The sequence below is a fragment of the Nonomuraea sp. NPDC003709 genome (genome assembly GCF_040610775.1).
Taxonomy (GTDB): Bacteria; Actinomycetota; Actinomycetes; order Streptosporangiales; family Streptosporangiaceae; genus Nonomuraea; species Nonomuraea angiospora_A.
The window spans coordinates 62244-87558 of sequence record NZ_JBEXMW010000012.1 but is presented as its reverse complement, the minus strand read 5'-3'; the positions used below and the strand labels follow the sequence as shown (position 1 = coordinate 87558).

Annotated in this window: 22 protein-coding genes and 2 pseudogenes; 14 read left to right on the top strand and 10 right to left on the bottom strand. The window is 67.8% G+C overall.

From position 1 onward, the window contains the following. Positions 1 to 11: 11 nt before the first annotated feature. The 5 genes from ABZX61_RS32890 to ABZX61_RS32870 are packed head-to-tail and all read right to left on the bottom strand — an operon-like array spanning position 12 to position 6778. Entirely contained in the window at positions 12 to 767 is a 756-nt protein-coding gene (locus ABZX61_RS32890; RefSeq protein WP_355200021.1) for an SDR family NAD(P)-dependent oxidoreductase, read from the bottom strand. Further along, a complete protein-coding gene (locus ABZX61_RS32885) occupies positions 764 to 1936 on the bottom strand; it encodes an NAD(+)/NADH kinase (RefSeq protein WP_355200020.1) in 1173 nt (390 codons plus the stop codon). Before ABZX61_RS32885 ends, ABZX61_RS32890 begins: the two co-directional genes overlap by 4 nt. Further along, entirely contained in the window at positions 1933 to 3474 is a 1542-nt protein-coding gene (gene gcvPB / locus ABZX61_RS32880; protein WP_355200019.1) for an aminomethyl-transferring glycine dehydrogenase subunit GcvPB, read from the bottom strand. Before gcvPB ends, ABZX61_RS32885 begins: the two co-directional genes overlap by 4 nt. Beyond that, on the bottom strand, positions 3471 to 4796 hold the full coding sequence (gene gcvPA / locus ABZX61_RS32875) for an aminomethyl-transferring glycine dehydrogenase subunit GcvPA (RefSeq protein ID WP_355200018.1): 1326 nt from the start codon (positions 4794 to 4796) through the stop codon (positions 3471 to 3473). Before gcvPA ends, gcvPB begins: the two co-directional genes overlap by 4 nt. Then, positions 4793 to 6778, bottom strand: coding sequence for a beta-galactosidase (locus ABZX61_RS32870; RefSeq protein WP_355200017.1), 1986 nt, complete (start codon positions 6776 to 6778; stop codon positions 4793 to 4795). The genes gcvPA and ABZX61_RS32870 overlap by 4 nt, the downstream gene beginning before the upstream one ends. 103 nt (positions 6779 to 6881) lie before the next feature. Here ABZX61_RS32870 and ABZX61_RS32865 point away from each other — a divergent pair, with 103 nt between their 5' ends. The 3 genes from ABZX61_RS32865 to ABZX61_RS32855 all read left to right on the top strand — a co-directional run bounded on the left by ABZX61_RS32865 (position 6882) and on the right by ABZX61_RS32855 (position 8741). After that, positions 6882 to 7529 carry a GntR family transcriptional regulator gene (locus ABZX61_RS32865; protein WP_355200016.1) on the top strand — a complete coding sequence of 216 codons (648 nt, stop codon included), beginning with the start codon at positions 6882 to 6884 and terminating at the stop codon, positions 7527 to 7529. Between the two features lie 292 nt (positions 7530 to 7821). Further along, positions 7822 to 8097, top strand: coding sequence for a hypothetical protein (locus ABZX61_RS32860; RefSeq protein WP_355200015.1), 276 nt, complete (start codon positions 7822 to 7824; stop codon positions 8095 to 8097). Next, positions 8094 to 8741 carry a Pr6Pr family membrane protein gene (locus tag ABZX61_RS32855; protein ID WP_355200014.1) on the top strand — a complete coding sequence of 216 codons (648 nt, stop codon included), beginning with the start codon at positions 8094 to 8096 and terminating at the stop codon, positions 8739 to 8741. The genes ABZX61_RS32860 and ABZX61_RS32855 overlap by 4 nt, the downstream gene beginning before the upstream one ends. A gap of 431 nt (positions 8742 to 9172) precedes the next feature. On the opposite strand, the gene ABZX61_RS32850 is transcribed toward ABZX61_RS32855, so the two are convergent. Continuing rightward, a complete protein-coding gene (locus ABZX61_RS32850; RefSeq protein ID WP_355200013.1) occupies positions 9173 to 9688 on the bottom strand; it encodes an SMI1/KNR4 family protein in 516 nt (171 codons plus the stop codon). Positions 9689 to 10295: 607 nt separating this feature from the next. Here ABZX61_RS32850 and ABZX61_RS32845 point away from each other — a divergent pair. Continuing rightward, positions 10296 to 11210: pseudogene (locus ABZX61_RS32845) on the top strand (IS5 family transposase). Between the two features lie 143 nt (positions 11211 to 11353). Here the strand turns inward: ABZX61_RS32845 and ABZX61_RS32840 are convergent. Both ABZX61_RS32840 and ABZX61_RS32835 read right to left on the bottom strand, forming a co-directional pair. Then, positions 11354 to 13012, bottom strand: a complete 1659-nt coding sequence (locus ABZX61_RS32840) for a YDG/SRA domain-containing protein (protein ID WP_355200012.1) — start codon at positions 13010 to 13012, stop codon at positions 11354 to 11356. Next, the gene (locus ABZX61_RS32835; protein WP_355200011.1) at positions 13009 to 13359 is read right to left on the bottom strand and encodes a hypothetical protein; all 351 of its coding nucleotides are present in this window, start codon (positions 13357 to 13359) and stop codon (positions 13009 to 13011) included. The genes ABZX61_RS32840 and ABZX61_RS32835 overlap by 4 nt, the downstream gene beginning before the upstream one ends. A 637-nt stretch (positions 13360 to 13996) precedes the next feature. Here ABZX61_RS32835 and ABZX61_RS32830 point away from each other — a divergent pair. The 4 genes and pseudogenes from ABZX61_RS32830 to ABZX61_RS32815 form a co-directional block, all read left to right on the top strand. Then, positions 13997 to 14890 carry a hypothetical protein gene (locus ABZX61_RS32830; protein ID WP_355200010.1) on the top strand — a complete coding sequence of 298 codons (894 nt, stop codon included), beginning with the start codon at positions 13997 to 13999 and terminating at the stop codon, positions 14888 to 14890. Next, positions 14884 to 15678 (top strand): hypothetical protein, encoded by a 795-nt coding sequence (locus tag ABZX61_RS32825; protein WP_355200009.1) that lies wholly within the window; start codon positions 14884 to 14886, stop codon positions 15676 to 15678. Before ABZX61_RS32830 ends, ABZX61_RS32825 begins: the two co-directional genes overlap by 7 nt. Positions 15679 to 15736: 58 nt before the next feature. Beyond that, positions 15737 to 15868, top strand: coding sequence for a hypothetical protein (locus ABZX61_RS32820; protein ID WP_355200008.1), 132 nt, complete (start codon positions 15737 to 15739; stop codon positions 15866 to 15868). Further along, positions 15841 to 16371: pseudogene (locus ABZX61_RS32815) on the top strand (transposase); the annotation flags it as partial. The gene ABZX61_RS32820 and the pseudogene ABZX61_RS32815, both read left to right, overlap by 28 nt. A 208-nt stretch (positions 16372 to 16579) precedes the next feature. Here the strand turns inward: ABZX61_RS32815 and ABZX61_RS32810 are convergent. After that, positions 16580 to 16963 carry a hypothetical protein gene (locus ABZX61_RS32810; RefSeq protein WP_355200007.1) on the bottom strand — a complete coding sequence of 128 codons (384 nt, stop codon included), beginning with the start codon at positions 16961 to 16963 and terminating at the stop codon, positions 16580 to 16582. 184 nt (positions 16964 to 17147) lie between these two features. Between ABZX61_RS32810 and ABZX61_RS32805 the strand changes: the two genes are divergently transcribed. From ABZX61_RS32805 to ABZX61_RS32785, 5 genes are all read left to right on the top strand, one after another. Further along, positions 17148 to 17270 carry a hypothetical protein gene (locus tag ABZX61_RS32805; RefSeq protein WP_355200006.1) on the top strand — a complete coding sequence of 41 codons (123 nt, stop codon included), beginning with the start codon at positions 17148 to 17150 and terminating at the stop codon, positions 17268 to 17270. A gap of 204 nt (positions 17271 to 17474) precedes the next feature. Continuing rightward, positions 17475 to 19976: a CehA/McbA family metallohydrolase gene (locus tag ABZX61_RS32800; protein WP_355200005.1), complete on the top strand. Its 2502-nt coding sequence runs from the start codon at positions 17475 to 17477 to the stop codon at positions 19974 to 19976. A 13-nt stretch (positions 19977 to 19989) separates the two neighbouring features. Then, positions 19990 to 20484 (top strand): integrase core domain-containing protein, encoded by a 495-nt coding sequence (locus tag ABZX61_RS32795; protein WP_355200004.1) that lies wholly within the window; start codon positions 19990 to 19992, stop codon positions 20482 to 20484. Between the two features lie 474 nt (positions 20485 to 20958). Beyond that, complete coding sequence (locus tag ABZX61_RS32790) at positions 20959 to 21732, top strand: oxidoreductase (protein ID WP_355200003.1); 774 nt, start codon at positions 20959 to 20961, stop codon at positions 21730 to 21732. Positions 21733 to 21788: 56 nt separating this feature from the next. Continuing rightward, the gene (locus tag ABZX61_RS32785; protein WP_355200002.1) at positions 21789 to 22532 is read left to right on the top strand and encodes an SDR family oxidoreductase; all 744 of its coding nucleotides are present in this window, start codon (positions 21789 to 21791) and stop codon (positions 22530 to 22532) included. Between the two features lie 94 nt (positions 22533 to 22626). Here the strand turns inward: ABZX61_RS32785 and ABZX61_RS32780 are convergent, their stop codons facing one another. After that, entirely contained in the window at positions 22627 to 23586 is a 960-nt protein-coding gene (locus ABZX61_RS32780; protein WP_355200001.1) for a LysR family transcriptional regulator, read from the bottom strand. A 313-nt stretch (positions 23587 to 23899) separates the two neighbouring features. Between ABZX61_RS32780 and ABZX61_RS32775 the strand changes: the two genes are divergently transcribed. Continuing rightward, positions 23900 to 24118: a hypothetical protein gene (locus ABZX61_RS32775; protein WP_355200000.1), complete on the top strand. Its 219-nt coding sequence runs from the start codon at positions 23900 to 23902 to the stop codon at positions 24116 to 24118. The last annotated feature ends 1197 nt before the right edge of the window (positions 24119 to 25315 follow it).

The following is a 25315-nucleotide window of genomic DNA, read 5'->3' as shown; positions in this document are numbered from 1 at the left end:
GGGGGTGTGGGTCAGGCGAGCCCGCCGCCGTCGACGACGAGGGCGGAGCCGGTGATGTAGCTGGCCGCGTCACCGGCCAGGAAGAGCACGGCCTGGGCGATCTCGTCCGGGGTGCCCGCGCGGCCCATCGGCCGGTCCGCCGCGTCGGATCGGAAGGCGGCCCAGTCCTCGCCGAGCTGGCGGGCCTCGTCGCGCAGCATGGGCGTGTCGGTGTCGCCGGGGTTGACGGAGTTGACCCGGATGCCGGCCTTGGCGTGGTCGATGGCGAGCGCGCGGGTCATGTTCACCACGGCGGCCTTGGAGGCGCAGTACGAGATGGCGTTGCCGCCGCCCTTGAGGCCCCACCCCGACCCCGTGTTCACGATCGAACCACCCTCGGTCATCGCCGGGATGGCGTGCTTGCACATGAGGAAGACCGAGCGGACGTTGACCGCCATGACGCGGTCCCACTCCTCGACGTCGAGGTCGAGCGCGGTGGTGCGGCGGATGATGCCCGCGTTGTTGAACAGGACGTGCAGGCCGCCGAAGGTCTCGACGGCGGCGCCGACGACGCGCCGGCAGTCCTCGGGGTCGGAGACGTCCGCCTGCACCGCGATCGCGTCTCCCGCCTCCTCGGCGATCCGCGCCACGGTGGCGTCCGCGCCGGCCGCGTCGATGTCGGCGACCACCACCCGGGCGCCCTCCCGGGCGAAGAGCAGGGCGGTGGCCCGCCCGATGCCCGAGGCGCCGCCCGTGACGATCGCGACCTTTCCGTCGAGCGTCTTCATCCGTCGAACTCCTCACTTGCCGCACAAATGCGATAAATCGTGCTTTCGCGGTATCCAGTGATCACCTGGACGTGCCCGCCGAGCTTCTTGTCGAGGTCCTCGTCACCGCTGTCGGCCAGCAGCGGCCGTCCTTTCAGCGACGCGAGCTTCTGCTGGGTGGCCAGGACGAGGAGCCGTCCGGAGTCGCCCCCATCGAGCACCGCGTCGAGCACCCGGGGCGACACCTGCTGGTTGCCCCGCCCCAGCACGAACCCCTGCCCGCCGATGACCGACAGAACCAGCGCCGACTCCCTGCCGCTGACCAGGCCGAACAGCTCGGCCTCCGCGACATCCGCCGCCACCAGGCGGCCGCCCTCGTGGACGCGTTCGACCACGTCCACGCCGAGCAGCGTGGTGGCGAGGCCCAGCGTGCGGCCGACGGCCCGCGTGGTGGCGCCAGGCCCGAGGACGTATCGGACGCCGGGCCGCATTCTGGCCACGACCTCCCGTGCGACCCCCTCGGCGGTGGCGGGCTCCACGCCTGACGATCCGGACTTGCGCCCCGACAGCGCGGCGCGGGCGGCGGGGACGCGCAGGCTGCCGTACAACCGGGGGCTGACCAGGCCGCGGCGGTAGGCGTCCTCGTCGAGATCCACCACCTCGGCCTCGGCCGTACGCGCCGGGTCGAACTCCGCCGCGACGAATCCGGCGGCGGCCGGGCTGACGGCGAAACAGCCGGAGTACACCTTCACCCCGGCCGGGACGCCCAGCGCGGGCGGCGCCTGGTCGCCGAGCGCGCGGACCGCGTCGAGCACGTCGCGCGCCGTCCCGTCACCGCCCGCGAACAGCAGCAGGTCCACCCCCGCCAGGGCGGCCACGGCGCGCCGCGTGTCCTCCGCGCTCGTCCCGGCGGACCCGCCGGACGGCCGCCGGATCAGGTCGTACGGGGCCCCGGAGGCGCGCACGCTGTCCTCGCCCATCCGGCCCGGCACGGTCAGGACCCGTGTCCCGGGACGGCGGGCCACCAGCGTGCGGACGGCCCGCGCCGCCCGCTCGCCGGCCCGGGGCGTCGCCCCCATGGCCAGGGCCGCGCGCTGCACCCCCACGCCGTCGCTGCCTTTGAGCCCGGCCGCGCCGCCGAGCCCGGCGACCGGGTTGACGACCAGCCCGACCACCGCCGCGCCCGTCATGACAGATGCTTGCGGACGTAGGCGCGCCAGGTGGGCGCCCACTCCTTGGGGTCGTCGAGCGACGTCATGTCGATCTTGTGGACGGACTGGTTGTACGGCGCGCCCTTGACGAACTCGGGATCGCGCCGCGCCTCCTCGGCCACGTGCGCCAGGATGAGCGCGTACTCGTCGAGGTCCTCCTTCGAGTACGACTCCGTGGGCTCCAGCGTGAACGGCTCGGGCACCACGTACGGGTGGTGGCTGGTCCAGTAGTGCACCCCGAAGTCGGCCGCTCTGACGCCGATCTCCTCCGAGTGCACCCCGGTCTGCTCCGACAGCTCCTGCCACGAGTAGCGCACCTGCTCGACCCTGCGCCGGTCCCACGGCGCGGACGCGCCCGGGATCTGCAGGATCTTGTGCATCAGGTAGTTGTTGTTGAGTACGGCCGTCTCGGCGACCTGCCGCAGGCCCTCGGCGCCGAGCGCCATGATCCAGGCGTAGGCGCGCACGATGTTCGGGGTGACGCCGAGGAACGGCCGCACCTTGCCGATGGAGGCGGGCGGCGTCTCCAGGCGGTAGGTCTCGCCGTCGAAGGCGACGACCGGGCCGGGCAGGAACGGCGCCAGGTCCTCGGAGACGCCGCACGCCCCGGCCGCGGGACCGCCGCAGGCGTGCGGCGTGGAGAACGTCTTGTGCAGGTTGAAGTGGCACAGGTCGAATCCGGCGTCGCGGGCGCGGGTGATGCCGAGGATGCCGTTGGCGTTCGCCTGGTCATAGCAGGCCAGGCCGCCCGCCTCGTGCACCAGGTCCACGAACTCCCTGATCCGGGGGTTGAAGATGCCGGTGTCCTCCGGGTTGGTGATCATCAGTGCGGCGGTGCGCGGGCCGACTGCGGCGCGCAGCGCCTCGATGTCGGGCAGGCCGTCGGCGTCCGGCATCAGGGTGATGACCTCGTAGCCCGCGGTCTTGGCGCAGGCCGCGTTCGACGGGTGGGAGAACATCGTGGTGATCACCTGGTCGCGGCCCGCCTCGCCGCGGGCCGCGTGGTACGCGCGGATCATGGCGATGTTGGCGTAGATGGCCGCCGATCCGGAGCCCGGCTGGAGCGAGACCCGCGCCATGCCGGAGATCTCCGCCAGCATGCGTTCGAGCCGCCAGTAGATCTCCAGCACGCCCTGCACGGTGTCCTCGTGCTGGAGCGGGTGCAGCTCGGCGATGGCGGCGGCGAACCTGTCGTTGACCTTGGGGCTGTACTTCATCGTGCAGGTGCCCTGCCCGACGTCGATGTTGAGGTCGACGCCCAGGTTCTCCTGCGACAGCCGCAGGTAGTGCCGCAGCACGTGCAGCTGGGACATCTCGGGCAGCTTCGGCGGCTGCGCGCGGCTCACGGAGTCCGGCAGCTCGACACGGGGCGCGCCGGGCTCGGGCACGGCGAGGCCGCGGCGGCCGGGCGCCGACAGCTCGAAGATGATCGGCTCGTCCCAGCGCGCCTGGTGGAAGCGGCGCAGCGGCGGCTTCGGCGCGACGGGGAGCTCGGCGAAGGACTCCGTGGTGTTCACAGCGTCTCCTGTACGGCTGCGGCGAGCCGGTCGATGTCGGCGATGGAGTGGCGTTCGGTCACACAGACCACGACCGTGCGGTCGTCGAGCGGGACGCCGCCGTAGATGCCGCGCTCGCGCAGCCCGTCGAGCAGGGCCGCGCTGGAGGGCACCTCGATGGCGAACTCGCGGAAGTGGATCGCGTCGCGGTGCCGCACCGTGACCGACGCGGCCAGGGCCTCCATGGCGTAGCGGGTGCGGGCCAGGATCGTCTCGCCCAGGTCGCGCATGCCCTGGGGGCCCATGAGCGCCAGGTAGACCCCGGCCGTGATGCCCCAGAGGGCGGCGGCGGTGCCGACCCACTCCTTGCCCTCCTCACGGTGCGCGAAGGAGGTGCGGTCGTAGTAGACGTCGCCGAAGCCGTACTCGCCGGGCACCTTCGTCGGCGCGATGCCGAACAGCCGGGACGGGAACTCCGCGACCAGTGGCTCGTGGTCATGCGTGGCGATGTAGCCGGCGTGGCCGCCGCCGTAGCTCTGATGCATGCCGAGCGACTGGATGTCGCCGCAGACGATGTCCGCGCCGTAGGACGCGGGCGGGGCGAGCACACCGAGGGAGATCGGGTCGGCGCCGACCACGAGCAGCGCGCCGTGCGCGTGGGCCAGGTCGGCCAGCTCGCGGCCGCGCGTCTCGACCACGCCGTAGACGTTCGGGGTCTCCAGGTAGATCGCGGCGTAGGAGTCGTCGAACGCCTCGACCGCGATCTCGCCGCCCTCCCCCACCTCGGCCAGGACGATCTCGACGTCCGGGGCGAGGAAGTCGCGCAACTTGCTCAGTTTGTCGGCGGTGATGGCGGCGCTGACGCAGACCTTCGAGCGCTCGGTGTAGCGGCACGCCATGCGCAGGGCGGTGCCGGCCGCCTGGAAGCCGTCGTAGGTCGGGACGTTGACGACGTCCATCTCCAGCAGCTCGCCCATCATGCTGACGTACTCGAACAGGGCCTGGAAACGGCCGTGGTCCTCGTACGGCTCCCCCGCGTACGCGGTGAGGAACTCGCTCCTCCCGTTCACCTCGTCGCACACGGCCGGGACGTGGTGCGGGTAGCAGCCGTGGCCGAGGAAGCTCAGCGCCTGCTCCGTGTCGGTGACGCGGTCCAGCAGGCCCTTCATGTGGCGTACCAGGTCGTGCTCCGCCGTGAACGGCGCGGGCAGGTCGAGCGGCCGGGCCAGGCGCAGCTCGGAGGGGATGTCGGCGTAGAAGTCCTCGACGCTCGACGCGCCGATCGCGGCGAGCATCTCGGCCCGCACGCCGGGTTCGGCGTTCGGGATGTACGGGTGCGTCACGTGTCTCCTTCGATCCTGAGCACTACGGCGTCGCGCGGGGCGAGCTCGATGTCGCCGCGCAGGCGGGTCTGGGTGAGCAGGTCCGTGCCGGGGTACGGCAGGGTGACCCGCTGCGGGGTGGTCGTGTGGTTGAGCAGGAAGAGGTGGCGCCTGCGGCGGACCGCCTCCACGCCCGCGGGCACCTCGACGGCCGCGACGCCGCCGAGCACCTGGTCGAGCACGGGGGTCGTGTCGTCGAGCAGGCAGCTGACGTAGGTGACGTTGCCCTTGCGGGTGATCGCGGGCAGGCCGTCAAGGTCGCCGCCCTCGTACGCGGCCAGCACCGCCGCGGGGTCGTCACCGTGTTGGCCGTCGCTGCCGAGGCGCACCCACTCTGTCCAGGTCCTGGCCACGCCGCCGGCGCCCCCCGCGTACCGCACCCGCTGGGTCGCACCATCGGCGAGGGGCCAGAACTCGTCGATCGTGACGCCGAGCAGGTCGCGCAGCGGGCCGGGCGCGCCGCCGTCATGGACGCGATCGGCGGCGTCCACGACACCGCTGAACGGGCCGATCACCAGCTCGCCGGTGACCGACGCCAGCCTCCCGGCCTGCTCGGGTGTGCACAGGTAGAGATTCGGGACGATCACCACGCGGTAACCGGACAGGTCGCGGTCCGGCGGCGCGAGATCGACCGGGATGCCGCGGGCGTGCAACGGCGCGTACCAGGCGAGCAGCAGGTCCTTGAGCTTGAGCCGGTCGGACGGCATCGACTCCGGCGCCTCCAGGCCCCACCAGCTGTCCCAGCCGAGCACGAGTGCCACCTCGGCCCGCGTGTCCGTGCCCGCGACCTCCGCGAGTCGCCGCAGGTCGGAGCCGAGGCGGAGGGTGTCCTGCCAGCCGCGCGTGCGCGTGCCGCCGTGCGGGAGGAGGGCCGAGTGGAACTTCTCCGGGCCGTACCTGGCCTGACGCCACTGGAAGAACATCACGCCGTCGGCGCCGTGCGCCAGCGCCTGAAGGCTGTGCAGCCGCATCATGCCGGGCGGTTTGGGGACGTTCACCTCGCGCCACGACACCGCCGACGGCGCCGACTCCAGCAGCAGCCAGGGGCGCCGTTTGAGCGAGCGCATCAGGTCGTAGCTGAGCGCGACCGCCACGTGCGACTCCGGGTCGGCCGGGTCGGGGTAGGCGTCGTCGCTCACCAGGTCCTCGGCCGCGGCCCATGCCCAGTAGTCGAGGCCGTGCAGGATGCTCATGAAGTTCGTGGTGACGGGAACGGCCGGGGTCACCACGCGCAGCACGTCACGCTCGGCCGTGAACAGCTCCAGGAGCGCGTCGCTGCAGAACCGGCGCCAGTCGAGGAGCTGAGCCGGGTTGATCGGCCCTGGCGCCTTGCGCGGCGGCTCGACCTGGCCGAACGCGGTGTAGTGCTGGCCCCAGCAGGACGTGCCCCAGGCGGCGTTCAGCGACTCGATCGTGCCGTGGCGGGCCTCCAGCCAGGCGCGGAAGTGCCGGGCCGACTCCGGGCAGAAGCACTCCAGCGTATGGTCGGCGTACTCGTTGCCGACGTGCCACATGGCCAGGGCGGGGTGGCCGCCGTACCGCTCGGCCATGGCGGTGGCCAGCCGCACGGCGTGCTCGCGGAAGACCGGCGAGCTGGGGCAGTAACCCTGGCGCGAGCCGAACTCCAGCCGCACCCCCTGCGCGTCGACCGGCATGACCTCCGGGTGCTCACGGACCAGCCACGGCGGCGGGGTCGCGGTCGCGGTGGCGAGGTCGGCCGCGATGCCGTGCTCGTGCAGCAGGTCCAGGACGCGGTCGAGCCAGCCGAAGTCGTACGCGCCGGGCCGTGGCTCCAGCCGCGACCACGAGAAGACCGCGACGGTGACCATGGTCACCCCGGCCTCGGCCATGAGCCGCATGTCCTCGGCCCAGACCTCCTCGGGCCACTGCTCGGGGTTGTAGTCGCCACCGAACAGCAGCCCCGGCACGCGCGTCAGGCTCACTCCCGCTCCCTCCTCGTGATATTTTGTATTCAGAATTCATAGTGCAGTATTTTGTATCGCGTCAAGCGCTAAGCTTGGCCCGGCCGAAAACCGAAGGAGCCTCATGCCCATCGAGCGGCGACCGCTTCGCGAGCAGATCAGGGAAGAGCTGCTGACCAGGCTCGACCGGGGCGACTTCGTCGCGGGCACCGACGTCAACGAGGCCGCGCTGGCCGCGGAGCTGGGCGTCAGCCGCACCCCCCTGCGCGAGGCCCTCATCACCCTCGCGGGCGAGGGCGTGCTGGAGAGCAACCAGGGCCGCGGCTTCAGGTTCGCGCCGGTGAGCCGCAAGGAGTTCCGGGAGCTCTGCGAGATCGTGGCGGCGCTGGAGTCGCTCGCACTCGACTGCTCCGACCCCGACCACCTGCGCCGCATCGCGCCCGAGCTGCTGACGATGGCCCAGGAGTTCCCCGACCGGATCGCGGAGCAGCAGGAGATAGAGCGTCACGACGACGAGTGGCACGACCTGCTGCTGAGCGGCTGCCGCAACGAGCGCCTGCTCGACCTCATCACCAGCGTCAAGGCGGGAATGCGCCGCTACGCCCACCTGCTGGCGGGCGACGACACTCCGCTCGAACGGGAAGCCACCGAGCACCGCCTGGTGGCCGAGCTCCTCATCACCGGAGACCTCCCCAAGGCCGCACAGGCCCTGCGCGACAACTGGGTCAACGGCATGGAACGCATGATGTCCCGCATCCCCTCAGCCGATTAGCCCTCCGGCACGCACGCCGGCACCGTCGCCACGAACACCCGCCCCCCGGCCCGCGTCTCCCTCTCTCATCCGCCCACCGCTCATCCCAGCGGCACAATCCCCCGCACCCCGTTCCACCAGCCGCACCACCGGGCCAGCCCCATCATGGCCCGCACCAGCCGGTCGACGGGGCGAGGTCTTGGTGCCCGTCAGCACCACGGCGGCGGGCCTGCCGTTCACGGCCGGCAGCGACACCCTTATGAGCAGGCGAGCGGAGGTGTCCCGCGATCGCTCTGAGCGCTAACGTGATCTGATGCCCCGCCTGCCCGCTCTCATCGCATCAAAGTACGCGGGCAACGCCCCCTACACTGCGCTGATCCACACGCTGGTGACGCCGCCCCTCCTCCCCAAAGCGAAACCCTGGGTGGCGGCCGGCACCGGCTGGATGATCGAGTTCACCCAGCTCGGCAACATCCCGGCCACGCTGCGACCGCCGCTGCGCAGGCCCGACCTCTCCTGTTACACGGTGGGCCCCGCAACAACCCGGACCGCGCACACGCTCTGGCTACGGAGGACGAAGACGGAATGACAGCGTGGCGGATCCTGCTGCTCACGGCGACCGTGGCGGGCCTGGCATGCCTGGCGACGTCAATCGGCCGCCCCTGGGCGTACTTCACAGTGCAGAGCAACGTCATGCTCGCGCTCTACTACGGCTGGCGGCTGGTCACCTCCCGCAGCCGGTCGGCCTCCCCGGACGTCAAAGGCGCGGTGACCTTATACCTGCTGGTCACATGCCTGGTGAACTACATCTCACGCGACCTCGCGAACCCACTGGCACTGCTCGACGGCGGCAGCGTGCGCGGGCTGGGCAACTTCCTGCTGCACTACGTGACACCCGTCATGGCGCTGGTCGACTGGGCCGCCTTCGACCGGTCGCGCCGGGTGCGCTGGGCCGCCCCGTTCGCCTGGCTGGGCTACCCGCTCCTGTACGGCGCCTTCGTGCTGCTCGCCGCCCCCAACCTGCCCCGCCGCTATGTCTACCCGTTCCCGAACGTGGAGCGACTGGGCTGGCCGACAGTCGCGTCGCTGGCACTCGCCGCACTAGCCACCTTCGTGGCGCTTGGCTACGTCCTGTTCGGCATCCACCGACTCACGACCAAACCAGGCCGCTTGAGCCCACACCGAATCTGGCATCGTCCGCAGAGGGGCCGACAACCGGACACCCTCGGTTAGGGCGGGTAAGCCTACAGAGGCCCGGCGGAGCAGGCTCGTCACCCCTTGGCAGCACCCGTACGAGGATGGCGCTCAGGCCACCGTTCAAGGGCCGCGCCCACGCTGTCGACCAGGATGTCGCTCGCTCCGATTTCCTGCGGCGCTCACGAGCTTCTCGGATCCCGCCGACGCGAAGGGATCGACCTTGACGACCCCGGCCGCCACCTCATCCAGCCCTGTGGAGAAAGGGCCTGCCTCGACGCTGTCCCGAGAATAGGTGAGGAATCATCCCTTCGTAAGAGCAAGCGAACAGGTGGGACCTGGCGGCGATGAGCTTTCGTGACTCGGAGCGCACGACCAGGCGGGCCGCGCCCGCGATCAAGAAGTCCTGACGAACGGGCAGCGACGTGTCCACCGGTCCCTTCTCCGAACCAAGGCCAAGCGAGTCGTACTCAGCGGCACATCGCATCGACGAGTTCCGAGAAATGCGGGAACTCTGCTCGTGCGGCAGCCACGATCTGGGCGGGGGCACGGCGGCGGCCGGGTGCGTGTCGCTCAGCGATCGCATGGAAGGCCTCATTCGGCTCCGCAGGCAAGTCGGGATCACTGAATGCCTCCGCGGGACCCAGACCAGCGGCGAACAGCCAGAGGAGATCACCAAGATCCCGGGCAATCACACCGCGCTCCCCCTCGGAACCGATGTGGACAACGGGCTGGTCGGTGATCGCCACATCAGGCCGTACCAGCCAGAAGCCGGTGTAGTCACCCGTCCCGGTCGCGCCGAAGAAGCGGAACTCGCTACCATCGACCTCTTGGTTGCCGGTCCACAGCTGGAACCACCACGCCGTCCGATCGGGCTCCTCGAACTGATCGTATAGCTCGAAGTCACAGCCGCGAGCCTCGTCGGCCTCCTCATCCCACTCCCACTCGAAGCCAACCTGAGCCACCTCGGCCAGGGCAGTGGGCAATACGAGATCTTGAGATATGTCCGCCACCCCAAAAGATTAAACGATCATCGAAGGCTGCCGGAAACGTGGTGCTTCAAGCGTGGGAGCGCATGAGGATCGCCCAATCCCGATAACAGGTGCTCCAGCGTGTCCAAGGTCGTTGCGGCCCTCACCATCAGCCGAGCCAAGACCGACGTTCCGTCGCCCGCACCATCGCCAAGCTCTGCCGATCCGACCTCCTCGCGGTCGACAACATCGGCCTGCTCCCACTCAGCCACAAGACAACCGAAGCCTTCTACCACCCGATCGACGCCGCCTACGAACGCCACCTCTCGCCATCACCCTCACCATCCATCCCTCCGAGTTCAACACGATCATCCCCAAAACCACCGCCTCATGCGCCACGCACACATGGTCAAGACCAACGGTGAATCCCACCGCCTAGCCGAAGCCCTCACCCGCAATGGCGTCGTACCCCTGACCTGACCACCCGACAAAACCGTTCATGTCCGCCAACCTGGAGATCTCATGGCCGCCTGCCTGGACCGGGGTGGCCGCCCGCCTGGACAAGATCGTGGCCGTCCACATCCAGCGATTGAGCCCGCATTACTAGACATACTGGACTCCAATCGACTCCCGCTCTCCTAAGGAACGGCTTGAGCCGCTGCTGCCCGAGGGTGGTAGGCGGGGCGGTCGGTGGAATGTCCACCGCACGACGATCGACGGCGTGTTGTACCGGGCCCGTACCGGGCGGCCCTGGCATGATCTGCTCGAACGATTCAGCTCCTGGATCACGGCCTACAAGCGGCACCGCCGCTGGTCGGCCGATGGCACCTGGCAGATGCTGCTGACCGCAATCCAGGCCGAGCAGGGCGCCGAGGGCCGCCTGGACTGGGACATCTCCGTGGACTCCACCACCGTCCGGGCGTACTAGCACCCCGCCGGCGCGCCCCGCACACCGCCCCGCCGACAGCGGGTGAGTGGGAAAAGGGGACGCCGCCGGGACAAATCGGGGCGATCCGGTGCTGGCCGCGCTGGCCGCCCGACTGGCGGAGGTGGTCAGGCTGGGGAGTGCCTAGGCCGTTCCCGTGGCGGGTTCACCACCAAGATCCACCTGTCGGCAGACGGCCGCTGCCGGATGCTGTCGCTGATGCTGACTCCGGGCCAGTACGGCGACAGCCCCCAGTTCCGGCGGGTGCTGGACACCATCCGCGTCCCCCGGCTCGGACCGGGACGCCCGCGCGCCCGGCCCGACAGCCTGACCGCGGACATGGCATACTCCTCCAACGCCAACCGCGCCTACCTACGCCGCCGCAAGATCCACCACACCATCCCCGAACTCCGCGACCAACGCGCCAACCGCCGCCGGCGCGGCTCAAACGGGGGACGACCCACTGGCTTCGACGCCGAACGCTGCAAGGCACGCAACGTCGTCGAACGGGCGATCAACCGCTTAAAAAACTTCCGCGCCGTGACCACGCGTTACGACAAACGCGCCTACATCTTCCTCGGCACCGTCACCCTAGCCGCTCTGATCATCTGACTCCAAACCTGATCCAAGAAACAGCTCTTAGGGGCGAATATCGTGCATGTCTTCATCCTCGTCCTCGAGGGATCACCCATCGGCCCTGACGTCGGATTTTTCCTGCGCGACGTGAAATCGCGCACGTGACATTCGCCCGCTATTTAGTCCAGTTCGTCGCTCAGCCGTTGGTGTCCGAGAGTGTGGTGCTGACGGTGATACCGAATATGGTCACGATCGATTTCATGCTTCAGCATGAGCTTGCCGATTGGCTCGCCATCCGTTCGATCTATTACGCTGTAATTATCCTCAATGGTGATCGCCCCGTATTTGAAGAGGTCTCGGTGGTTGGGGCAAAGGCAGAGCATGTTGGCTTTGTTGTCAGGCCCTAGGTGCGGCCGCTCTAGCCCACGGATGTGTACAGTGGCAGCGATCCGCAGACCGCCTGGCACTTCAAGCACGGTGCCACACACCTGACATGCATGGTCGTACACCTGCTTCAGATCAGTCGCCAGCAACCTGTCCGCATAGACCCCAGGCGCAACCTCTTCCCGGCGCCCAGGGGGAAGCTTTCGACTCAGATGGGGCGTTGCGGCCTTCTTCGGTGACCCATCATCTAGCTGCTCAAGCCGGAACTGAAGCACAGTAGGCCCATCGACACCACGTTTGGTCCAGTAATCGGCAACCATGAAAAGCCCGTCGTAGCTGTAACCGGCCGACGGCGAAAATCTCTCATCACCCCCAGCGCCACGAATAACCCGCACCGGCAGCTTGGTCATAATGCTCTTGATGAGAGCAGCGTTACCCGAATCGTCCGCCGACTGATCCTTTACCTGCACGCCAGTATTAGGATCACGCCCACCATGACCGGTGTAAATTATCACATCCCCGTAGTCTTCATCGTCCTTGTAACCGCCCGAAACCACGATGGACTCCGCGCCACCCCGTTCAGCAGTGCCACAGATGCCCGCCTGCAGCGGCCTGTGCACACCTGCGTCGTGCAACGCCCGACGGCTCTCGAAGACGGTGTCCGGCCGGATTCCCTCAATGGCACCATAGAACTCTTTGGCTTCGAAGCGCTTCTGACTCTTATGCGCACGGTTGCGGACCAGCGCGATGTGGGCTGCAAAGTTCGACTCACGCTTCTGCGGAATGGGGAGACCCTTATCTCGCAGCGACTCACGCGCATGCTGGAAGATCGTATCCAGCTCGAGGAACTCAGGCTGCTCTGGGATTCCTTCACGGATGAGGTGAATCAGCTCGCCAGTAAAAGCTGTGTAGGTATCTAGACCGCCGAGCGCGGTCTTGTTCTCGGCCGTCGCTGTCATTAGATATGTGCCAGTGACACGGGCGCTGTTCGCAACCCGCTCCGTGCCATCCTCGGCACCCATCAGCCCGAGCGCGAGCCCGCTGTAGCAGCAGTCAAGGATCACAATCTTGCGCCGCGCGCGACTCGCCCGAAGCTCATTTCTTACGGTGTCGTAGGCCACTGCACTGTACATGCGATCCTTGTGTGAGTCGACCAGCGTGAGATATAGGTCGCTCTCCAATGAATGCATCAGACCATGGCCAGCGAAATACACGATAAGGGTATCTTTAGCCTCTTCTCGAGCCTGCCACAACGGATCCATCATGGCGTCTACCGATGTGGGGTTATGAACAATCGTGCAGTGCTCCGCCGGCAAACCCCACAGGTCAGACCGCTGCAGGAGACCGCTCAACGCCTTCAGGTTGTTTTCTACAGCAGGGAGAGATCCCAAATAGGTGTATTTACTCGTGCCAATCAGTACGGCACGCGATGTTAATGGGTCTGGGAGGTTCAATCGTGATCCTCCAAAGCCTTCAGGATTTGGACAACGAATTCCGACTCTGCCTCAGAGACCACGACAGTGGTCGCCCCATGCTCTATGGTCACCTGTGGACGATGACGCCGCGTTCCGCGCCACCGCGATAGTGTCTCGATGAATGCCGGCCATTGCAACCCACTTGTCACGACCAGGGCGATGAGATCGAGCGTGTCCCCCATCTCGCCGGGTTCCGGATCTTTCGACTGCAGGCGCACATCCATATAGTCAAGAGCGTCGAGGTCCCTCATCAGCCAGTCATAGAGCGACCGCAGCTCCTGCTCGGCAAAATCTCCGCTCATGCGAAGGTTGACCGTTTCAGCCACCAGAATCTCCACCAATCAGCAACGAATCCGTATCGGGGATACTACCGCCACTCACCCCGCATAAGCTGCCAAACGCAAGGAAAACGGGCAACTCGTTCAGCCTCCCCGCGACCAGCATCCACCCAATCGTCAATCGTGCGCACACTAGAACACGAAGGGAAGGTCGATCCACGACAGTTTCCACATCTGATTGCCAGACCAGCTGCACATACGGGCCTTACGGTTGAACGTGCCGTAGCACCGAGCACTGGCCGCTCCGAAGGAATCACTGGCTAACGTCCTCCGCATCGACTGCACTGTCACGCCCAGACAGGTCGACGTAGCGGTCTTCGTTGAGCACGGGACACGCCGTCTTTGAAGCAACACTCTTCGCCCCCTTGGCTCCTGTCGAGGACGACATGCACTTGGCGCGCTGAGATCACTGTTCCCTAGAGCAGCGCCCACGCAGCGAGTCCGAGCGTAAAGCCCTCGACGAGTTCGGGGACATGCACAGGCTGATCTTGCAGGTAGCGCGGAGCGCGACAAGAAGCCGATCGGCAGCGTGAAGGCCGGCTGACCGCCCTTACGGCTGATCGCCCTTTATGTGAGGCGGGCCTTTCACACGGCCGAGGGCCCACTTTTGCGTGATGCTCCAGGCATGCCGTTGGCCGCGAATCTCTGGATCACTCTGGCGTCCGCGCTCGTCGGGGCGGGGGTCGCGAGCCTGGGACTGCTCGTCGGGTTCCGGCAGTGGCGCAAGAACCTTGAGGTAGAGCGCGACAAACTCGACGTGGAGCGCGCCAAACTCGCCTGGGACAAGGAGAAGGCCCAGCAGGAGCTCGTCGCGGAGGAAAGCGAGGCGGAGCGGGAGTACCAGGAGCGCATGCTCGCCGCTCATGAACACGCCGACTCCTTGGAACGCCGCACCCTCGACTACCGCGAGGCCGTCGTCGACACCCTGCGCCGACTGAAGATCCTCGATATGTCGCAGCCCCTCAACCTCGAGTCCTTGTATGTACAGGTGCGGGTGCGCGAGGAGGAGCCTTCCCTCTACGTGCGTCCCGACGAAACCCGCCGCTCCCGAGAGGAGCCACACGCCGCGCGCCCGGCGGAGACGCACATGCCCGAGGAGTCGCTGGCCCGGTACCACCGGATGGCAGTCGTGGGCGACCCGGGAGCGGGGAAGACGACGATGCTGAAATTCCTGACGTTCCGGATGGCGCGGGGGGACCTTGGTCCTGCGCTGCCGGTCTACGTCGAGCTGCGTGAGTTCGTGGACAGCGGGAAGGAGCGACTGCTCGACTACGCCGCGGAGCATCTGCTCGACCACCGATATGGATTCAGGGACGCGGGTCCGTACCTGGAGGAGCGGCTGGCGGCGGGGCGCCCAGGCCGACGGGTTCATCTCCCAGGTGGTCTTCCGGCACAAGCCGGCTGGCCCGGTGACCGTACGGCTGCCGCTCCGAGGGCACCACGTTCGGTAAGACGTCTGACGGTTTACCACAGCTCAAGGGCGCCAAGGACAAGGCCGCGGCGGCGCCGGTCGTGCTGACCGCGATGGACGCCAAGGTCGAGGCCTCCCCCGACGAAGGCAGGTCCACCCCGGTCGAGGCCCGCGTGGAGACCTCCGGCAGCACGCCGGAGCTGGTGTTCACCCCGGACGAGAAGTTCCTGGCTGACCCGGCGGTGACTTACCCGGTGACGATCGCCGCCGCCGACGACTGGTTCGGCGGCGGAAGACCCACCGACGCCTGGGTCGGCAAGAACACGGGCGGCAACAACGCCGCGGCCGGGTATCTGCGCGCCGACACCACCTCCACCACCGCCGACATCGCCCGCCTGTACCTCAAGTTCAACACCGAGGACCCCGTACTCGAGGGCGCCACCGTGGTGGATGCGGACCTGTGGGTGTGGAACTACAAGTCCGGCGGCCCCAACAACGTGAATTGCGGCGATCCGATGGGCGGGTCTGGTATGGGAGCGCGCCGCATCACCACCTCCTGGGACACCTCCACCTTGAGCTGGTCGCGACAGCCCACGCTCGCCAACGTGGAGGGCGAGAGCGGCAACAAGGCCGGCTACAACTACGAGGCCGAGCCCCTTCGCCCAGCTGGTGCACCAAGGAAGAGCATCTGGTGCACCGGGTCACCAACATGGCCCGCGCCTGGATTGAGCGGGACGAGCCCAACCACGGGGTGGTGCTCCAGGCCGTCAGCGAGACCGCCACGATCAACTGGCGCCAGTACTACTCCAGCGACTACAGCGGCGCGGACTACCCGGGCTACCGACACCCGCCTGCCCTCATCGTCGAGTACATCCCGAGCGTCAAGGAGCACCTGATCGTGCTCCGCACGTACCCGGGCGACGCCTGCGTCGTCGTACGCCGACGCAGGCCTGGGTGGCGGCGGGCAACGTCCACGACGAGCTTCCCCCGTCGCGCGTCATGACCGACGACGAGGCGCTGGCCGGCGCCGTGGCCACCAACAGCTCGGCGCAGACCTCCGAAAAGCCGAACCAACCGCCTGCGTGATCGACACCCAGAGCGTGAAGACCTCCACCAACGTGCCGCTCACCAGCCAAGGCACCGACCCCGGCAAGAAGATCGTCGGCCGCAAGCGAGGCATCGCCACCGACACCCAAGGCATCATCCTCGCCGTGACCGTCGCCGCCGCAGGCCCGGCCGACAACGTCATCGGAATGCGACTGATCAACCAAACCAAAACCGCCTACCCGACGATAACGAAAACCTGGGTCGACTCCGGCTTCAGAAATGCCGTAATCGAGCACGGCGCCACATTGGGCATCGACATCGAAGTCGTAGCCAGAAAGCCCGAGACCCGCGGATGCCACATCGTCAAACGCCGTTGGGTCGTCGAACGCAGCCTGGGCTGACTCATGCTCTATCGCCGCTTAACCCGCGATTATGAAACCCTCCCCTCCAGCTCCCAGGCCATGATCCACCTCGCATCGATCAACACCCTCACCAAGCGCATAACGGACGAGACCACCCCAACCTGGCGGGGCACTTACTAGAACATAAGCCGCAATCTACTCAAATCAAATGCCCTCTTAGGCGACCCCGCCGATGCGATCCTGCACGAACCCTGACTGGTCGGCACGCTGGAGCAGGCCCGCGCCGCCCCTTGCACGCTCATCCGCAGGAAGCTGGGGCCATGATTATGTTGGCTGTCCCATGGGTGCACTGATGCAGATGGCCGAATTATTGAAGTTCTGAATCGTCTCAGTGAGTGGCGACGAGTTTCTGTAGCTGCAGACCGCTCTGCGAAATAAGATGAGGATAATCTCGAATGAGCAACTTTGCCACGAGATCGTCGATATTTTCCCTAAGGAGGCTGCTGTTCATGCTGAGAAGCTCTTCGCAGATGTCGAGGAAGGACCTGATCACGTCCTTGTCGTCGTCCTCCTCCACGGCTGGCATAAACACTTCGGCAACGACCTCGAGCAGATATTCGAACATGCTGATGTAGGTTTCACCGTCTTGCTCGGCCTCCGCGTCGAGCGCCTGAATGAATCGTCGCGCAGAGGGCATCTTCCAAAGGATCTCACGAGTTCGCCGGATCTGTTCTTCCAGGCTCACAAACTCGTCGCGATCAAAGTCATTCATGCTCGTCCCCGAGGGAATATTCGCCGAATACTGAAGTGATAGGTCAAGGAGGCCTCAGGCCGCTGCGCAGTGCACCGGCCCATGATTACATCCGCCCAGGTCATGACCCTGCGAGGGCTTCGCGTGGTGTGCGCGAGCTCCGGCCATCCCGGAGACGGAACCAAGTGCGGCATGATGATCAGCCGTGCTCCTTCGCCTGGCCTACCTCACCATCACGAACACGTTCGCCGCGCTGCGGTTGCTGCCCATGGGCGATCGGGACAAGGATTCGCACCTGAGGACCGAGCCTTTCTTACCGCCCTGCTGACCTCGTTGCCCCGCGAGGCCCTGCGCCGACTGTGGCTCCTCGTCCGGCCGGACACCGTCCAGCGCTGGCACCGCGATCTGATGCAACGGCGTCATGCCCGCACCTGCCGGCCGAAGCAGCCTGGGCGCCCACCCACGGTCCGCTCCATCCGCACTCTCGTCCTGCGCCTGGTTCGGGAGAACCCCGGCTGGGGATATCGGCGGGGTGCATGGTGAACTCACCACGCTCGGCATCAAGGTCGCACCGTCCACGGTCTGGGAGATCCTCAAGCAGGAAGGTCTTGATCCGGCGCCCGAGCGGGCATCCACCACGTGGGCCGATTTCCTGCGCTCGCAAGCAGACGCACTGCTGGCCTGCGATTTCATCGAGACCATCATGCTCAGCGGCCAGCGCCAGCACATCCTGGCTGTCATCGAGCACGCCACCCGGCGCGTCCACGTGCTGGGCACCACTGCTCACCCGAGCGGGAACTGGGTGATCCAGGCGATGAAAAATCTCGTGATGGATCTGGAAGATGCGGGCTGCCAGGCACGCTTTCTGATCCGAGACAGGGATGGGAAGTTCCCCGCCCTCATGGACGAGATCCTCGCCGACGCAGGCATCCAGACCGTACTCACCGGCATCCGAATACCTCGCATGAACTCAATCATGGAACGCTGGGTGCAGTCCCACCACGCGTCTGGATCCCGGGGACGAGGACATCCGCGCTCTGCTTTCCGCGATCTGATGGAGGGGTCCGTGCACGATTACCGCCGCCTGCTCGACCGCCATGGGGTGACGTGGGGCGAGCAGCTGATCCCCTACGTCGGGGAGGTGCACACGAGCGCCTACCTCATGAACGGTTACGACTACTGGAGCGCCTGCTTCCGCCAGCTCGGCGGGACGCGCCGCGACATGGACGCGCGGATGGGCGAGCTCGACCTGGACGGCGTGGTACGGGACGCGCTGGGTGGCGACGTCCTGGACAACCTGGCGGCTCTGCGCCTCACTCCCGAAGGGCACCGGTTGGAGGCCCGGACACTGGCCGTACTTGATGACGCGCCGCTCTCGACCACGCTGCTGCTGGACTCCGGCATGCCGGAGGAGGTCACCGTGACGGTCGACGGCGTCGCGCACGTCGTTCCACCGGGAGGCGCCAAACTGGTGGCGATCACCAGCGCCGGCACGGTGATCGCCGGAGAGCGGATTGACCTCGGCGCGCTCACCAGGCGGGCGCGCGCAGCCCGGGTGCGGCTGCGCGCCGGGTTCCCGTGCAGGTGGACCGTCACCAGTGGGGACGGGCAGGGATGGTATCCGCGGGGCGCCGTCCGCGCTCTGGATGCCCAGCTGCGACCGTACTTCCACGGCGACGACCTGGAGGTCGACGTTCCCGCGGAGCGCCTCACAGTATCCGTGACGCGCGGCATGGAGTACGGCTCGGCCACGGTGGACGTGGAGCCCGCGCCGGGAGAGGAGCTGACCGTCGAGCTGACGCCCGAACGTCTCTACGACGCGGCCGCCCGCGGCTGGTACGGCGGCGACCTGCACGTCCACCTCAACTGGATGGGCGACGAACCGGCGACCCCAGAGCGGGCCGCCGCCGCGCAGATCGGCGAGGACCTGCACGTGCTGAACCTGGTCGCGGGCAACGTGGCAGGTGAGCGGGTCTATGACCGGGAGCTGCTGGAGGAGTGGGTCGGGCGGGACCTGCCGTGGTCGGACGAGAGCCACATCGCCAGGTTCGGCGTGGAATACCGCAATGACCTGCTCGGACACTTCAGCGCCTTCGGCCTCACCGGCATGCCCACGCGCTTCCACAGCGGCTTCGGTGACAGTCCGGACGCGCATCCCAACAGCGCTCCGCTGGCGGAACTGCGCGGCCTTGGCGCGGTCACCGGCTACGGCCACCCGTTCCACACCGATCTGAGCGACACCGACCCGCCGGACAGGGCCGTCGCCGCCGGGCGCAACTGCTCGGCCAGGGAGATCGTGGTGGACGCGGCGCTCGGCCTGATCGACAGCCTGGACGTGCTCAACCACTCCTCCATCCAGGCGACCGCCGTGGTCTATCGCCGGCTCATCGGGGCCGGCAACCGGCTCGCGGTGACCGCCGGCACCGACGCGGTCCTGTCCATTTCACGGCGCGGCACCGCGTCGAGCCCGCCCGGCTGGGAGCGGGTGTACGCCTGGGTCGATGGGCCGCTGACCGCCGTTTCCTTCGCCGAAGCCGTACGCCGAGGCCGCACGTTCGCCACCACGGGCCCCTGGCTCGAGCTCGACGTCGGCGGTCACCGGCCGGGCGACACGATGCGGCCGGCCGAGGGCGACACCGTCACGATCACCGCGCGAACCGTCGGCCCCGAGGTGGAGTGGCTCCAGCTCAGGACCGCCGACGGCGTAATCGCGGAGGGCGGGCCCGGCCTGCTCACCGCCGAGCTCACCGTGCACGAACCGACCTACGTGGTGGCCGTGGCAGGAGGCGGGCCGCATCCCCGGTCAATGCACCCTGGGGGCGCCTACGCGCACACCAGCCCGGTCTACATCGGGGATCACGTGGCCAGGCGGGCCGACGTCGAGTGGTGCCTGCGCTGGCTGGACCTCCTGGAGCCGCTGCTGGACGCGGACGGCACGTTCGCCTCGGCCGCGCAGCGCACCGCCCACCGGGATCTGCACGATCAGGCTCGCCAGGTGTACCGGGCCAGGCTGCGCGCGGTGAGCGGATCCTGAATTTTCGACAAGGATGCCCCGAGCTTCGTGGAACTTCGCCACCCGGCGCATTCACTTCCTCGGTGTGACCGCCCACCCGGCCGGAGCGTGGACGGTCCAGCAGACCCGCAACCTTCTCATGGACCTCGGCGACCGGGTCGGTTCCTTCCGCTTCCTCATCCGCGAGCGAGATACCAAGTTCACCAAGGTGTTCGACGCGGTTTTCGCCGGCGCGGGCGTGACAGTGGTGAAGACCCCGCCGCGCACACCACGGGCCAACTGCTACGCCGAGCGATGGGTGCGCACCGTACAAGCCGAGTGCACCGACCGCATGCTGATCTACAACGAACGGCACCTGCGCTCGGTGCTGACCGAGTATGTCGACCACCACAACCGTCATCGCCCGCACCAGTCCCGCTCACAGCGACCACCCGATCGTGACGATCGGACCGTCCTGCCGCTGGAGGGGCGGATCGAACGTCGGAAGGTGCTCTGCGGATTGATCAACGAGTATCACCGAGCCGCGTAGCCACTCCGGAAAACTCCCAGCTCAAGCCCGACGCGATGGATTTCGAAGCGGTACAGGCCGACCTGGGCTGGGTCTCCGTCGCGTAGAGGGTCTGCCATGACAACACTTCCGCCCACAATTGCCGGCTTGTTCGGTCAGATGGTGCTCAGACGAGCCGCCGTCACGACGGTCTCTGGCCCGAATACCACGCGTCGCGTCAGAGCGTGCAGCATACGGCCAGGCCGCCGACGTCACCACCCGGGCAGCCCCGGCCCAGGCAGGGCGAACACTGTGGCGACAGCAGGCCTCGCGGCATCGGCAGCCGCGACGCCCATAGGAATTCCCTATGGCAGCTGCTGATATTTCATCTTTGCCTCTCGTTCTTTTCCGGACATACCGTGAATCGGGTCGACGAGGCGCACACCGCGATTGCTCGAAAGATTCGCGCTGTGCCCGCGCCGAGCGAATGAGCAAACAACCGAAAGGAATGGCAGCATGACCACGGTCGAAAACGGAGCTGAGCCGCGAGAGCTTAAAGGAAGGCGAGCCCTGGTCACAGGTGGTTCCCGCGGAATCGGAGCGGCCGTCGTGCGCCAACTCCTGGACGCGGGCGCCGAGGTCTTGGCCACCGCCAGGTCGACCACGTACACGGCGCCGGAGGGAGCCGCCTTCGTGACGGCCGACATCCGGACACAGGCCGGGACGGAGGCGCTGGCCACGGCCGTGCAGGAGACGCTCGGCGGGGTGGACATCCTGGTCCACAACGCGGGTGGTGCGCGGGCCAACGCGGGCGGCAGCGCCATGACGATCCCCGCCGAGGACTGGCAGGACGCGCTGGAGCTGAACCTCCTGGCGGCGGTGCGGCTGAACTCGCTACTGGCACCGGGGATGCGGGAACGGGGATCGGGGGCGATCGTGCACATCTCCACGGCCGCGCTCCTCCCGCCGGTGCCGGTGTTCGCGCACTACCAGGCGGCGAAGGCGGGGCTGGAGAGCTACAGCCGGGCCCTGGCCGCGGAGCTGGCCCCGTTCGGAGTCCGGGTCAACGCCCTGGGCCCCGGCAGGACCGCCACGCCCGGCGGCGAGGAGACGCGGAGGCGGTGGGCGAGCGACAACGCGGAATCGGGCGCGACCTCCACACCCCCGCTCGGGCGCGACGGCCGGCCTGAAGACATCGCCAGCGCGGTGCTGTTCCTCGTGTCCGACCGGGCGAGCTGGCTCACCGGGACCTATTTCTCCGTGGACGGCGGCGAATACCCCAGGAACTGATGCCGAAGGGAAATTCGACGGCACATTTTTACATCAAACAACGAAGGAATAATGGGATGGAAAAATACAACGACAAGAATGTAGTGGTCACCGGTGGCAGCAGCGGCATCGGGCTCGCGATCGCGAAGTTCCTGACGGACGGCGGAGCCCGCGTGGTGATCACCGGCCGTTCTCAGGCCACGCTCGACGCCGCACGGGAGCAGTTGGGCGAGAACGTGGTGGCCTTCCGCGGCGACGTGTCCTCACTGTCCGACCTCGACGCCCTGGCAGACCAGGTGAAAGCCGAGCTCGGCACGATCGACGCCCTGTTCGTCAACGCGGGCATCACGCTCCTGACGCCTTTCGAGTCGACGACCGAGGAGGTGTACGACGAGCTGTTCGCGATCAACGTCAAGGGCGCCTTCTTCACCGTGCAGAAGCTTGCCCCGCTGCTGAACACGGGTGCCGGCGTCGTCCTCACCACCTCGGTCGCCGGCGCCGTCGGCATGCTGGACACCAGTGTCTACGCGGCCGGCAAGGCGGCGGTGCGCTCCCTGGCCCGCAGTTTCTCCCGCGAGCTGCTTCCGCGCAGGATCCGCGTCAACGCGATCAGCCCTGGTCCCATCGACACGGGGATTCTGGAACGCTCCATGACCACGGAGGACGCCGAGCAGTTCAAGGCGGAGCGCGTCGCGGACAATCCCATGCGGCGTTTCGGCACCCTCGACGAGATCGCCACCGCGGCCGCGTTCCTCGCCTTCGACGCGACGTACACCGCGGGCGTCGAGCTCGCCGTGGACGGCGGAGTCACCCAACTCTGACCGGCCCCACGCCCGGCCACTGCGCCTCATGGCACACCGCGGGCCGGATCACCTTTCCCTCACACCATCCTCGAACGCTCATTGGGACGACCGATCACAGCACGAGCTGTTCGGCGGCGTTCACTGCGGCAATCTCATCGTGCGGCTCACCGGCCTCAGTGCCTGACCGGCGAAAGGAGGCGGAGCTGTCCCAGATCTCCTGACGCAGGAGCTCCAGCAGAGCGGTCGCCGCCGGGCCCGCGTCGGACCGGACCACGGCGATGACGGGCTGGGACACAGCCGGGAACACCGGACGCGCGAGGTGCTCATAACCGCGGGGCACCGCGGAGGCCGGGACGAGCGTCACCCCCAGGCCGTGGGCGGCCCACCGAACGGCTGTCGCCGTCTGGGACACGCGGGCGACCGTGGCCGGGGTCAGCCCGTCGTTCCGCGACACCTCCAGCAGCACGCCGTCCAGTGCGCTGTCGCGGTCGAACCTGACCCACGGCTCCCCTTCCAGCTCGCGCAGCTCGACCCGGTCCGCGGCGAGCTGCCGGTGCCCGGCGCCCAGCACCACGACGAACTCCTCCTCGCCGAGGCGGTGGGCGTCCGCGGGGCTCCGCTCGCACGCGGCCATCAGGGCGAGGCCCAGCGCACCCCTGCGGCACAGCCGATCCAGCTCAGCGGAGCTCGACTCCTCGAAGACGGTGACCTCCAGCCGCGGGAAGCGGCGCCGCAGCACGCTCAGCGCGCCCGGCAGCTGCCGCGTGCCGAAGCCCAGCTGCGCCGCGACGACCAGCTCCCCCACCAGGTCATCCGCGCCGGCCCGCGCCGTTGCCCGCGCCCGCCGAGCCGCGTTCACCGCGACCTCCGCCTCCTTCAGGAACGCCCGGCCGACCGCGGTGGGCACCAGTCCGGCCGACGTCCGGGCGAACAGCGTCACGCCGAGGTCACGCTCCAGGTTGCGGATCTGCTGGGACATCGACGGCTGGGCGACTTGCAACAACTCCGCCGCCGCCGTCACCGAGCCCTCCGCCGCGACCGCCAGGGCGTACTCGAACTGGCGAAGGCTCATCAGCTCCCATCCCTCCTGGGGCGAAGCGTGACCCACCCCGTCGTCATCGTGTCCCGAACCACTAACGTCAGCCGGATTCCACGACCGGCGATGAACATTCTTCAGCCACCCGGCACCCTCGCCTCAACACACTCCCCTCCCGAACCCTTCCCAAAGGTGACGCCGTTCCGCTCAGTCGGTACCGACCACAGAGCCGGCTCACCGGTGCGCGCGGCATCCTCGCCGTGATAAGCGATCCGCGGAACTACCCTCGCCCGCCACCGCATCGGTAGCCCGCGCGGTCGGCGGACGCTGTTGTCGTGAGAGAGCGCGGATGCGGGCTGACAGGACCAGGATCCCGGTCCACGACGTGAACACATGCGAAGGCACCCCCAAGCACATCGACCACCCCCAGGTCGGTGGCCTGTCACTGAACCGGGAGAGACTGGGCGTCAGCGGCGCGACAGGCCAGGCGCTCGTCGTCCTCCACCCCGACCCCGGCACCGACAGCGCCGACAAGCTGGCGCTCCTCGCGTCCGTCATGCGGACATGACCCCGCCCGTGCCCAGCCACCCGGCCGGGCGGCCCAACCCGAGGAGATCGCCGACGTGCTCTGCTTCCTCGCCTGGCCGCGCTCCAGATCTCATCACGTGCACCGTGGTCGCGGCGGACGGCAGATTCACCGCGATCTAAACGGCTGACCATGACTCGATCATGGAGCGATGGGCGCAGTCCTGTCGCCGCGAACTCCTCGACCGTCGCCTGCTGTGGAACGAACGTCATCTGCGCCATGCTCTGCGCGAGTATGAACGAATCCACAACCAGCACGGCGCCCACCAAGCCCGGGCCCAAGCGGCCCCGCTGTTTCCCGTCCCGGCCCCGATCACAGACCCCGAGCGGATCACCGACCTGAACATACGCCGAAGAGACCGGCTCGGCGGAGTTCTCCACGAGTACTCATATGCAGCTTGAAAGGCGCAGTGTTCATGACTGTAAACGGAGCGCCGCTGCGGCCGGACTACCTCACTGGTCGCTTCCGCCGCCTGGTTGCCGCCCCCCGGTCCGGCTGCACGATCTGCGACATGGCGCCGCCACGCTGGCGCCGGCCGCGTACACCGATCTGAAGGTGGTGCGGGCGATGCTCGGGCGCGCCAGCATCGTACTCACCGCCGACACCTACGTCTCAGAGGCCGCCCACCAAGCTGCCCAAGAGACGGCCCAGCTGGTGCTGAACGCCGCGTCCGCGCTGGGGCGAAAGCTCAGCGCGTGACTCAGCTTTGCCCCAGCTCTACCTCACGCCGCCGCAGTAGGTGGATGCGGCTGGTATTTCCGCTGGTGGAGAAGCGCGCCCTGCAGAATTCGAACCTGCGACCGTCGGATTAGAAGGCGGTGCCGCTTGGTGGTGGTTCGTGCCGCCTCCCCACATTTTGCGTGTCAGGCAGTGCCGCGTCCTGACGGCGCATGTCGGGGCGTACGAGCACGCACGGAGCACGGCCGCCGCCCTGTTCGGCGGTTGCATCCCAGCTCCGCGGAAGTGGATTTCGCGCTCCAGTCATGCAGGCACCGTCCGTAGAGGTCGCTCGCAGTGCTCGGCACGTGCTCCAACCCATACAGCACTCCCGTGGACGCAACCGAGTACGAACGCTTCTACAACCAGAACCGAGCCCACCAAGCCCTAAATCAAGCCGCCCCGCTGCGTCCTGCCCCGGCCCCGGCCCCGATCACAGACCTTGGACGGATCACCGACGCG

Coding starts and splice junctions, on each gene's coding strand:
- ABZX61_RS32860 (WP_355200015.1), top strand. CDS start 7,822: ATGCCCCGCCTGCCCGCTCTCATCGCATCAAAGTACGCGGGCAACGCC.
- ABZX61_RS32795 (WP_355200004.1), top strand. CDS start 19,990: ATGCCCCGAGCTTCGTGGAACTTCGCCACCCGGCGCATTCACTTCCTC.
- ABZX61_RS32785 (WP_355200002.1), top strand. CDS start 21,789: ATGGAAAAATACAACGACAAGAATGTAGTGGTCACCGGTGGCAGCAGC.
- ABZX61_RS32885 (WP_355200020.1), bottom strand. CDS start 1,936: ATGACGGGCGCGGCGGTGGTCGGGCTGGTCGTCAACCCGGTCGCCGGG.
- ABZX61_RS32890 (WP_355200021.1), bottom strand. CDS start 767: ATGAAGACGCTCGACGGAAAGGTCGCGATCGTCACGGGCGGCGCCTCG.
- ABZX61_RS32865 (WP_355200016.1), top strand. CDS start 6,882: ATGCCCATCGAGCGGCGACCGCTTCGCGAGCAGATCAGGGAAGAGCTG.
- ABZX61_RS32790 (WP_355200003.1), top strand. CDS start 20,959: ATGACCACGGTCGAAAACGGAGCTGAGCCGCGAGAGCTTAAAGGAAGG.
- ABZX61_RS32810 (WP_355200007.1), bottom strand. CDS start 16,963: ATGAATGACTTTGATCGCGACGAGTTTGTGAGCCTGGAAGAACAGATC.
- ABZX61_RS32775 (WP_355200000.1), top strand. CDS start 23,900: ATGCGGGCTGACAGGACCAGGATCCCGGTCCACGACGTGAACACATGC.
- ABZX61_RS32780 (WP_355200001.1), bottom strand. CDS start 23,586: ATGAGCCTTCGCCAGTTCGAGTACGCCCTGGCGGTCGCGGCGGAGGGC.
- ABZX61_RS32855 (WP_355200014.1), top strand. CDS start 8,094: ATGACAGCGTGGCGGATCCTGCTGCTCACGGCGACCGTGGCGGGCCTG.
- ABZX61_RS32830 (WP_355200010.1), top strand. CDS start 13,997: ATGCCGTTGGCCGCGAATCTCTGGATCACTCTGGCGTCCGCGCTCGTC.